General features: G+C 26.7%; 12 protein-coding genes. 7 read left to right on the top strand and 5 right to left on the bottom strand.

All coding sequences use genetic code 11. The annotated features are described in order from the left end of the window. Window positions 1–164: 164 nt before the first annotated feature. On the bottom strand, window positions 165–443 hold the full coding sequence (locus tag FYJ26_RS10655; protein WP_154542218.1) for a hypothetical protein: 279 nt from the start codon (window positions 441–443) through the stop codon (window positions 165–167). An 829-nt stretch (window positions 444–1,272) separates the two neighbouring features. On the opposite strand from FYJ26_RS10655, the gene FYJ26_RS10650 reads away from it, so the two are divergent. The 4 genes from FYJ26_RS10650 (at window position 1,273) to FYJ26_RS10635 (ending at window position 5,033) form a co-directional block, all read left to right on the top strand. After that, complete coding sequence (locus FYJ26_RS10650) at window positions 1,273–2,211, top strand: phage integrase N-terminal domain-containing protein (RefSeq protein ID WP_154542216.1); 939 nt, start codon at window positions 1,273–1,275, stop codon at window positions 2,209–2,211. A gap of 389 nt (window positions 2,212–2,600) precedes the next feature. Continuing rightward, window positions 2,601–2,819, top strand: a complete 219-nt coding sequence (relB, locus tag FYJ26_RS10645; RefSeq protein WP_154542214.1) for a type II toxin-antitoxin system RelB family antitoxin — start codon at window positions 2,601–2,603, stop codon at window positions 2,817–2,819. Continuing rightward, a complete protein-coding gene (locus FYJ26_RS10640) occupies window positions 2,816–3,088 on the top strand; it encodes a type II toxin-antitoxin system RelE family toxin (protein WP_154542212.1) in 273 nt (90 codons plus the stop codon). The genes relB and FYJ26_RS10640 overlap by 4 nt, the downstream gene beginning before the upstream one ends. Window positions 3,089–3,653: 565 nt before the next feature. Next, window positions 3,654–5,033 carry a helix-turn-helix domain-containing protein gene (locus tag FYJ26_RS10635; protein WP_195837865.1) on the top strand — a complete coding sequence of 460 codons (1,380 nt, stop codon included), beginning with the start codon at window positions 3,654–3,656 and terminating at the stop codon, window positions 5,031–5,033. A gap of 242 nt (window positions 5,034–5,275) precedes the next feature. Here the strand turns inward: FYJ26_RS10635 and FYJ26_RS10630 are convergent, their stop codons facing one another. The 4 genes from FYJ26_RS10630 to FYJ26_RS10615 form a co-directional block, all read right to left on the bottom strand. Next, a complete protein-coding gene (locus FYJ26_RS10630) occupies window positions 5,276–5,662 on the bottom strand; it encodes a hypothetical protein (protein WP_154542208.1) in 387 nt (128 codons plus the stop codon). A 188-nt stretch (window positions 5,663–5,850) separates the two neighbouring features. Next, window positions 5,851–6,444 (bottom strand): recombinase family protein, encoded by a 594-nt coding sequence (locus FYJ26_RS10625; RefSeq protein WP_154542206.1) that lies wholly within the window; start codon window positions 6,442–6,444, stop codon window positions 5,851–5,853. 227 nt (window positions 6,445–6,671) lie between these two features. Beyond that, window positions 6,672–7,637 (bottom strand): HaeIII family restriction endonuclease, encoded by a 966-nt coding sequence (locus FYJ26_RS10620; RefSeq protein ID WP_154542204.1) that lies wholly within the window; start codon window positions 7,635–7,637, stop codon window positions 6,672–6,674. After that, window positions 7,630–8,661, bottom strand: a complete 1,032-nt coding sequence (locus FYJ26_RS10615) for a DNA cytosine methyltransferase (RefSeq protein WP_154542202.1) — start codon at window positions 8,659–8,661, stop codon at window positions 7,630–7,632. Before FYJ26_RS10615 ends, FYJ26_RS10620 begins: the two co-directional genes overlap by 8 nt. 302 nt (window positions 8,662–8,963) lie before the next feature. Here FYJ26_RS10615 and FYJ26_RS10610 point away from each other — a divergent pair, with 302 nt between their 5' ends. From FYJ26_RS10610 to FYJ26_RS10600, 3 genes are read left to right on the top strand one after another with little or no spacing between them, the layout of a single operon-like run. Further along, entirely contained in the window at window positions 8,964–9,635 is a 672-nt protein-coding gene (locus FYJ26_RS10610; RefSeq protein ID WP_154542200.1) for a Fic family protein, read from the top strand. 8 nt (window positions 9,636–9,643) lie between these two features. Then, window positions 9,644–10,249, top strand: coding sequence for a protein adenylyltransferase Fic (gene fic / locus FYJ26_RS10605; RefSeq protein ID WP_154542198.1), 606 nt, complete (start codon window positions 9,644–9,646; stop codon window positions 10,247–10,249). Next, complete coding sequence (locus tag FYJ26_RS10600; protein ID WP_229771266.1) at window positions 10,239–10,547, top strand: hypothetical protein; 309 nt, start codon at window positions 10,239–10,241, stop codon at window positions 10,545–10,547. The genes fic and FYJ26_RS10600 overlap by 11 nt, the downstream gene beginning before the upstream one ends. The last annotated feature ends 237 nt before the right edge of the window (window positions 10,548–10,784 follow it).

Genomic DNA, 10,784 nt, shown 5'->3' with positions numbered 1-10,784 from the left:
AGTTCGTATAAAATTAAGATAAGCTCCATTCCTATAGGAATGGACAGATATTGATACATAAAAAATTGTATCAACCCTTACCCATTGATCAGGATTTAGGTTGATACACAAAACTATTTACAGACCCTTTTTTTATATGTTTTTGTTTACGTAAAGTATTTGTTTTAGCTTAAAAAGTTATCTATTTTTTCTTGTATATTACTGTATTCTTTTTTCTTATCTTTTTTAACTAAATCCGTTAAATAATCTGCTACGCTAACGTTATTTATAATAGCTTTAGCCCTTATTAAGGTATAATTTTTTACACTACATTTAAAGCTTATTGTTTTACTTTTTATTTGTTTTTTGTTTTGCTTTAAGCTATCTAAAAACTTTTCTGCCTTATCTTTTTTGCTTATAAAATCTCCCGTTTGTCTTGGTGTATTGTTATTGTAATTTTCCATATTATGTCCTTTCTTTTTTTGTTATTTATCTTTACATTACCTATATGTATTTTTTTGTTTACGTTTGTAAAAAAAAAGTAAAAAGTAAGTTTTTTTACTTATCTTTACTTTTTATGCTTGTTTTTTATTGTATTTTTTTTATGTCTGTTTTGTTCCAATTTTTTTGTATGTTTAATTTTTAAATTATGTTAGTTATATCTTTTTATACGCTCCATTTATGGACGTATAAAAAGATAGCAGGCGAGAAATGTGCGTATCTAAAAAATCAGTTCATTTAACATCCCCCGATTTTAATCATTTTTTCTGTTTTTGATAGGGTGTTTTTTTATAATTTTTAAAAAGATACATATAAACATTGTAAGAAAATAGAAAAAATGGAGAGCTGAAAATGAGGAAAATTTTAAAACTTTGAAAAAATGTAATGCACAATAAAACAATAAAAATATATTTTTAGAAAATTAAATTAAAAAGATAAGAAATAAGGATAGTTTTAAAGTAACAATGTAAATATTAGAAGATAAGCAAATGTAAAGATATAAAAATATAAAAATATAAAAATATAAAAATATAAAAATATAAAAATATAAACATTTAAAAAATACGTAAGATTAAAAATTTAAATTTTTTTATATTAAACATGCCAAGTTTAGCTCTCCGTTTTTTAATATATTATAAAAAAAGAGCAAAAAAATGTTGCGATAAGCAAGCCAAGCTTATTTAAATAAACAATGTGCATAGCCACAGGAAGTGCATCTTGTGTGCCGTCTGCGGGGATAAATCCCCTAAGCCTTAAATTAATTAACAATTTTAAAGAAAGGAGACCTTCCTTATGGGAAGATGGGATAGAAAGAAAAAGAAATATACCTTAAAAAAAGATATACAACACAGGTTAAACACGTACCTACAAAACGGACAAGGAAGTAGTAGAAATGAAGACAAAAATAACAAAAAAGATTTAACACAAAATAAAATTTATAGTTTTGTAACATATAAAAATTATAAAAGATCTTGTTATAAGCTTGTAGATTATTTATTTAAGAACAACAAAGAAGTAAGACAGTTAAAAGATTTAAAAATAAATCATGTAAATAACTATCTACAACACCTTATAGACAAGGGGTATTCTGCCCCTACTATTAACTCTAGCAAGGCTGCTATAGCAAAACTTATGCAAATAAGCAGTAAAGAATTTATAGCTACACCTAAAGTATACAGAGCAAACATAACAAGAAGCAGAAAGCCTGTAATCAGAGATAAACATATAAGTAAAGAAACTGAAAGTTTTTACGCAAAATTTACTACAGCAATAGGGGGTAGAAGGTCGGAAATGGAAAATATAAGAGGAACAGATTTAATTTTTAGAGATGTTAAAATTACATTTAAAAACAAAACATATGTACTCGCAAAAAATTATCCTTGCATACACATAAAAAACGGAAAAGGAGGCAAGGAAAGATTTGCTCCAATAATAGGCAAAAACACACAAGAAACAAAGGAAATAACAAACTATATAAAAAAAGCGGGCGAAAATAAAGTTTTTGGTAAACTTCCAAGCCATTTTGACAACCATTTTTATAGGGGACAATATGCAAAAAGGGTTTATAAAAAGCTTGCTAGGAATACTGCAACAATAAAGGATAAAACAGAAGTTTATTTTTGCAGAAAAGATAAAGCTGGTACAGCCTGGGATAAAAGAGCAATGATTATATCTAGTAAATGGCTTGGACATAACAGGATAGATGTAATAGCTAGACACTATTTGTATTAATTAATCATACTATATTGTTAAGTTAGCTTATCAGATACGAATTATAATTTAATAAAAAGGCTGGTCTTCAGCTTTTTTATTTTACTTCAAAAAAGAAAACGTTTTATTTTGTGTTTTAAGAGACTTTAATTTATTAGGCATACAGTTATATATCTGAACCAAAACTTTTAAATTTAGCTATACATATTATTACATTAACGGTATCTTCCTACTATTAAATATATAATAATTAATATTTTTAAGTTTTGGAACAAATCTTAAAAATTTCATCTTTTTTATAAACATTTTTTTAATTTTATTTATAAATTTTAAAAAACACCTTTACTTGTAAAGATAAGAGAATAGGAATATAATATTACCACGTAATATAATTTAGAGAGGTGAAAAAAATGACTACTTTAACAATCAGGTTGAGTGAAGAAGACAAAGAACTTTTTAAAAGGGTTTCTGAAGATAAAAAAAAGGTCTTATCAGATTGGGCTAGAGAAACTTTATTAGAAAGTATAGAAGAAGAGTACGATAAACAAATCATAGATGATTACCTCTTAAACAAAAATAATATGAAATTTTACACTAGCGAAGAAGTAAAAGAAGAATTAGGTCTATGAACATACAGTATTCAGAAAAGGCTCTTAAATCTTTAAAAAAACTAGATAAACCTATACAAAAGCTAATTATTAACTATATGGATAACATAAAAAAATTAGAAGAACCAAGAGCTAGAGGAAAGGCTTTATCAGCAAATTTAAAAGGTTTTTGGAGGTATAGAGTATCAGATTATAGAATAATTTGTGAAATTAAGGAAAATGAGTTGATAATTTGTATTGTAGATATAGATCATAGAAAAAGAATTTATGAAAAAATAAGTAAAAATTAGATAAAAGTATGAAAAGCCTAAAATATGTAAAATTTTCGCAAAAAAAATACATATGTATTATAGGCGAGTCTGATTTTATGATTGGACTATAAAAATATAAGAAAAAGCAAAGAAAAAAGCACACTCGCCAAAATGTGCTTCAAATTGGATAAGACTTCCCGGTCAAAAATCCAAAATTCTTTAAATTCAAATTTCTATATTCAGTATACTATATAGAAATTTAGTTTTCAAGCTTGAAAATTAGGAATTTATAAGAAAATTTTAGGAAATTTAAGATAAAAAGTCTTATCTTATCACAAGTTCTTTGCTAGTGAAAGGTAGGACATTTTTTATGTTATCAAATAGTATAAAACAAAAAAAATTAAATACAACAAAAGAAATAGAAGATTTTTATAACTTCTTTTATTGTTTTAAATTCCCTATTTATTTACATAAGCAATATTGGGATAACAACAAAAAAAGATATAAAACTACAAATTATTATATAAACAAAACTAAAGATCTTATTAGGGAAATAAATAGCTTACATTCCAATATTTATATAAGTATTTGGAACAAAATACCAATGTATACAAAGCTAAAAAAAGCTAAAAATACACAAGAAAACTCCCGAGCAACAAATTATTTTGTAATAGATATAGACAGTGAATATATAATAGATAAAAACTTAATAAACAAAATTTGCTTTTATTTATATAACAATAACATAGTTATGCCCCTACCCACAGCAATAATAAGTTCTGGCGGAGGAATACACCTATATTATAAATTTAAAGAAATATATATATATAATTGCAAAGAAAAAGACTACCTTTTAAAACTGTATAAAACAGCTATAGAAACAACAAAACAAGCTATAAATAATGAGTTAGAAAATATTAAAAAACTAAAACCAGGTTATTTTACAGAAAAAGAACTATTTAAAATAAAAACGTTAGCTATAGATAATGCTTTAGCAGGAAGTACCACACAACTCATAAGATTAATAGGTAGTTACAACAAAGATGCAGAAAAATATTGCAATATAGTAGATTTTAATAAAAATAACACCTATACACTAGGACAATTAATAGAAGAATTTAATCCAAAATACACAATTAAAAATCCTATTAAAAGAAAAAACTTCAAAATACTATCCGAAAAAGAATTTAAAGAAAAAAACAAAATAATAAAATTAAATCCAAATGGATTTAATAAAAAAGATATAATTGAACTTAATAACGGCAGACTTGAAGATATTAAAAAACTTATAAATTTAAGAAAACAAGAAGGAACTCTTGTAGGGACAAGGCAAAAAATTATGTGCCAAGTTGCTTGGTGCCTTATCAATAATTCATACAACGGAGCAAAAATAAACATATTACAAGAATTATTAGATTACGGAAAATTAATAGGAGAAGAATTTGCTAAAGAAAAATACTGTAGAGAAAAATTAAACCATATAAAAGAATACCATAAAAAAAGAAACAAATTAACTAACAATACAATAAGTAAATGGTTAGAATTAACAGAAGAAGAAAAATTTAAACTTCCTAACTTATGGGTAACAGAAAGATCTAAAAGAAAAATAAAAAAAATTTTAAAACAACAAAGAATTAATAAAATAAGAACAGATTTTAAAAATGGTAAAACTGTAACTGAATTAGCTAAGAAATATAAAATATCAAGAACTACAATATATAAATATATATCCTCTGATAGAAACACAGCAAAAAAAGAAAGAGGTAGTACCCTTTATAGGTACAAAAATTGGACACTTTTTAAAGATAAAAAAGGACAAAAAAAATTACTAAAAGCAAAAAAAGATACCGACAAAATCAAAAAAGAAGTATTTGAAATGTTGGTAAATGGACAAACAATGCAAGAAATAGCTACAGAACTAGAAGTAAATAGAAGCACTATTTACAGATGGTTAAAGGAAAAAAACGTTAAAAAAAAGGAGTAAAAATGCAACACTTTTGTTAATTCCTTAACAATATGGATAAGTTTAGACTTTGCAAAAAATATATACTTGTAAGGTTTATTTCCTATGCTTATTTTTAATATTTTAAGCTTATTATCTTTAAAAATTGCAAACACGTATATTTATATACCTACTATTATAAAACGTCTTAAAACGCAAAATAGGACCTTATTTTTTATTAATCCCCCATATACTTAGATATATTAATTATTTAAGTTAGTATATTAGTTATTCTTGTTTTCTCCTATAAAAAATACTTTTATTCTTTTTAGCAAATTTTGTTTTGGCTTGCTTTCTTCAATCTGCAAAATCCTATCTGCTTCCATTAAGCTTATTAGTTTTGTGTTGAAATTTTTGTAATCTTCTAAAGCTTTTATTCTTTCTTTTCTTTCTTCCTCTAATTCTTTTTGTACTTTTTTATAGTTTTTATATAATTCTTCATTTTTTTCCAAAAGATCAGAGTATTTTTCAGGACTTACAAAATTTTCTTCCCTTAATCCTTTTTCTAATAGAAAAACACAAGATTTTGTCAAATTCAAATCTTTCTTTTCACCAAATTTCCTTATTTCTTCTTCTAGTTTATCTTGTATGTTCAGACTTATTTTTCCCATAATTTCCTCCTTTTTTCAATATTCTTTTGTATTCTATTTATATTTTTTTATATTCTAGATATATTTTCTTATATTCTTGCCTTATTTGTTTAAACTATACCATATTTTAATATATTCTAATATACTGCTATTAAATGATTTTTAAATTATTTTAGAATATTTATTTTTAAACATAAAAAAAACCAGGACTAAGCCTGGTTTTTACGATTTTTATTGTATCTTCTCAAAGTCTCATGATTAATTCCAGTCTTTTTACTTGCTTGTCTGATACTTTCGCCTTGATCTATAAGACTAAAAGCGTGTAAAAGCTGTGGGTTATCTTTCCTGTACATCTTTTTCCTACCTGTATAAACTCCCCTCTCTTGAGCGGCTTTTATACCTTGCATTTGTCTTTCTTTGACTACTTGTCTTTCAGCTTCAGCTTGGTACTTGAAGATTTCAAGTATAAGGCTATTGATTAAATTCTTAAGATTTTTATTTTCTATACCCTGGGTAGATGGTAGGCTTAAAACCTCTAATGTGGCCCCTTTTTGCCTTATAATATCTATTATTTTAGTTATATCATCAGCTTTACGGCTTAGCCTATCTAACTCACTTATAACTACAACATCATCAACTCTTATAAAATCAAGCATTTCTTGTAACTTAGGGCGGTTATCAATTTCTGCTCCTGATTCTTTTTCAGTATAAATATAATCAGCACCATAGTCTTTTAGTTTTTCTATCTGTCTAGCTAAATTTTGGCTCTTAGATGAAACTCTGGCATATCCTACTTTGCTCATGACATCCTCCTGGTATAAATATATATCTTTGTATCTAAAATCTCTTAAATCGCAAAATGTGACGTTTTTTTATATTATACCTTTTATGTCAGTCTTTTGTGTCAATTTTTATCTTGAAAACAATAAAAAGCACAAAATAATAAAAGGTATACTCTAATGTGTCAAAATATAGAAAAATGGAACCTGAACTTGATTAAGGTGCTATTTTCTCAATCCATTAAATTAATTCATTGTCTAATATTCCATTCACAATTAATTGTAATTATTGTTGATGGCATTCCTACAATTTGAACATCAAATTTTAAACTTGGCTCAACTTTACTTGAAGCATTGTGAATCCTAAAACTAAATTGCCAGCCACCATCTAAGTACAATTCAAGTGTATTTGTACTATTTGGCTTAAAATCAAAATTTACAATTCTTGTTGGCAAATATGTTATAGGTATTTCTATACTTCTTTTGGTATATTCTCCGTTTTGATTCAATGTTCCCCTTAAATTGAAACTTTGCACCTGGGTCACAAACTTATTATCAATTCCTATAACTTTATAAAAATCAAACTTCCCTAGTAAATACTCTACAATTCGTTGTGGCATATCTTGGTTTTTTTGGGTATTTTGACGCTCTATTTCGTTTTTAAAAGCTTTTAATATAGGAACATACACTTCTGTATCCTTGTCTAACATATCACACCAATACAAGCCTTTAACCTTCTCCTCATCTAATCTATTGAATATAGGTTTAACATCTTCCCAATATTGATTTGAACATTCAATCCCATACCATTTCTTACCAAAATCTAAGTGTTTGGACAGTCTGCTATGCTTGACAGCAAAATGATTGTGTTTTACACTTAAACCTATTTCCCATTGAACGCCTTTTCTTATAATCAAGATATCCCTCACATCGCCCTCTACACCGTGACTATCTGTTTGTATTTTTAACTCTAATACATCATTTGTATCTTCTAATATCAAAGGCTCTAGATCAAAAATGGTTTTAACACAAGCTAAAGAACTATATAAATAAGTATTTTTTTGCTCATCTGTCAAAGTATTAAATGCATTACTAGCTGAAATATAGCTTGAATTTTCAATAACTTTTGCTGGTCTTATCTTGTTTATTTCTTCATGTAAAGTTATTAAACAAGCAAATTCATATGCTCTTCCTTGATTGTTGCTTTTTTTACTCATAAACAAACTCCAATTCTTGTTGTTGTAGTGTAACATTTGTTTTATTTTCCAATGAATCTTTTATTGCCTTCGCCATTACATAAGCTAAATTTACAGGTACTGCGTTTCCTATCATCTTATATCCATCATTTAAATTTGTATAATAGAATTTAAAATCATCTGGAAAACCTTGAACTCTCGCACATTCCCTTACAGTTAGTCTTCTATATAATTCTTCTTTTCCCTTTTCAAAAACGTGTTTATTTTTATCCACCTTCTGCATTTTAGGTGCTTGCGGGTGTAATTGACACTGTCTTCCTGAAGCTTGAACTGTAAAAGCTGGTTCGTCCCAAGATCTAACTCTGTTTCTACTCATAAAAATGGGAGAATAAGAACCTATAAAATATTCGTGATTCAAAACTTTACAATTATCGCCATTAGTTTTATTCTTATCTAAAGCTGGTATAGCTGTGTCTTTCAGATCATATATAGCGTCTTTCAAAGTTAATTTATTGTCGTATTTTTTAGGCGCCTTTTCAAAATTAATGTTTAAGTCTTTTCTAAAACCTACATAAAATACTCTCTTTCTATCTTGTGGAACCCCATAATCACTAGCATTTAAAAGATGAATAAAAACATCATATCCCGATTCTTCAAATTGTGATATTATATTTTGCACGGCTTGATTATGTCTTTTAGCCATCATTCCTTTTACATTTTCAGCTAAAAAGAACTTAGGTTTCTTATCTTTTAAAATTCTTATATACTCATAAAAAAGCTGTCCTCGAGGATCTTCAATACCTTTTAAAGAACCTGCTTCACTCCATGACTGACAAGGAGGTCCACCTATAATTCCATCACACTCTGGCAATTCTTCTGATTTTACATCTGCTATATCACCTTTAATTAGTTTGGCTGAATGATTTTTTTCATAAGTTTCCCAAATATTCTTATCAAACTCATTTGCCACTACTACATCATAACCTGCTTTAATAAAGCCTAAATCAAGTCCACCTGCTCCAGCAAAAAGACTTATTAATTTCATAATTTTATTTCATCTCCTATAATTATAACTTTTACCATTAATCTATTTTATAATTAACTATTTTCTTATTTTTTACTGTATATATCATTTTACCACATTAAATAATCATATCCTTCCCACCAAACGTCACAATAGTATTCTGTAATTTCTAAATACATTTAGAAATATAATTATATGAAACTAATGAACGAAAATATATTTAAATCAAAAAAAGCAATTTTCAGTTAAAGCAGTATTGTGATTATATATGCATAATACTATTTTAACTAAAAGTCGAATTTTAAAAGGGAAATATAAGTAACATGAAAGATAAGTACAATTTGAGCAAAAAAGAGAATGTATTCTTAGCAAAAAGAAATATTGTCGATTATATTTGGAAAAGTGCTAAATTAGAGGGAATTAATATAACTTTGCCTGAAACACAGGCTATATTTGACAAATTAAAATTGCAAAACGTGGATATTTCAGATGTTAATACAGTTTTAAATTTAAAGCACGCTTGGCAATTTATTCTGAAGAATTTAGATGATGAGCTAAACTTAGACTATATTTGTAAAATCAACTATGAGGTTTCAAAAGATGAATCCCTTGATTGGGGTGTGCTTAGATATGGCAAAGTTGGAATAAGTGGAACTGATTATATTCCTCCAATACCAACAGAACAAAGTTTTTACGAAATTATCGATAGCGTGAGTAGATATGAAACAATAACAGAAAAATTTATTACTCTAATGCTAAAATTAATGAAGGCTCAATTGTTCTGGGACGGAAATAAGCGTACATCCATGTTAGTAGCTAACAAGATTATGATTAGTAATGGTAAAGGTGTAATTAGTATACCAAATGAGCATATAACTGAATTTAATACGCTTCTAAACCATTATTACAGTGTCGATGAAATAGACCCTGTTAAAAGTTTCATATATGAAAAAGCTATTTCAGGTATGACAATCGAAAGAAAAAGTAATCTTTAGAGGAAAATATGAAAAATAATAAAGAAGAATATATAAGCAAAAAAAGAGCGATACAATTATGGGATACAGGCGATATAGATAGAATAGAAGTTGGAACTACTAAAGGATTACAAGAAATCCACGAATACTTATTTCACGATCTAAAAGGATATAATGCGGGTGAAATTAGAACGGTAAATATAAGCAAAGGTAATTTCAGATTTGCAAACGTAATGTTTTTAGAATCTAACTTAGAAATCATTGAAAGAATGAAAGAAAACAACTTTGATAAAGTCATAGAAAAATATGTTGAAATGAACATAGCTCATCCTTTCATAGAAGGAAATGGGAGAGCGACAAGAATATGGCTTGATTTGATGCTTAAAAAAAATCTAAAAAAGTGTATAGACTGGTCTAAAGTTGATAAGCTAGAATACCTAGATTTCATGAAAATAAGCCCTGTTAGGGACAAATATATAAAATCACTGTTAAAAGAAGCCTTAACTGATAAGATTGATAATAGGGAAGTATTCATGAAAGGGATTGAAAAATCATATATTTACGAAGATTTAAACGATTTTTCAATAGAAGAAATCGACAAGGATATCAAAGGTGAAAACAACAATGTGCAATAAAAACGAACGTTTATATGAGTTAATGATCAAAATTGCAAAAGAAACAAAATATAATGCTGGTCATTGGTACAGATATCTAAGAAAGTTCATCAAAAGAGATAAGATTCTGATAGACAAGAGTACAGAAGAAAAACTTTTAGAATCCTCTGAATTGACAAATTTTCAAAAAGTTAGTTTAAAACTAGCCTTAGATGAAACGACAAAAGTGCATGAGTATATAATTAACCTAAACGAAAAGACTAAAAAGAAAAATTTCAACAAGTTAATGGAAAAAATTAGAGAAAACGAAATTAAATAGAGTAAATAATTTGACAAATTATAAAAAATATCAAGAATAAATGATTATGTTAATAAAAATATTGAATTTTTACAGAGACTGTGTAAAGTTTTGTGGCTGGGATCAAATCCTATCCCAATTATCAATATTTTTTGAAGGGAGGTTTTAAAAACAGGTAAAAAAACTATAAAATCAGCTGCAAATTTTCATGAAAATTTGACAGTTTATTAAGTTCGTATAAAATTAAGATAAGCTCCA

Source organism: Anaerococcus porci, assembly GCF_009696575.1.
In the GTDB taxonomy this organism is placed as follows: Bacteria; Bacillota; Clostridia; order Tissierellales; family Peptoniphilaceae; genus Anaerococcus; species Anaerococcus porci.
The sequence above is the reverse complement of the archived record's forward strand: the minus strand, read 5'-3'. Positions and strand labels throughout refer to the sequence as shown.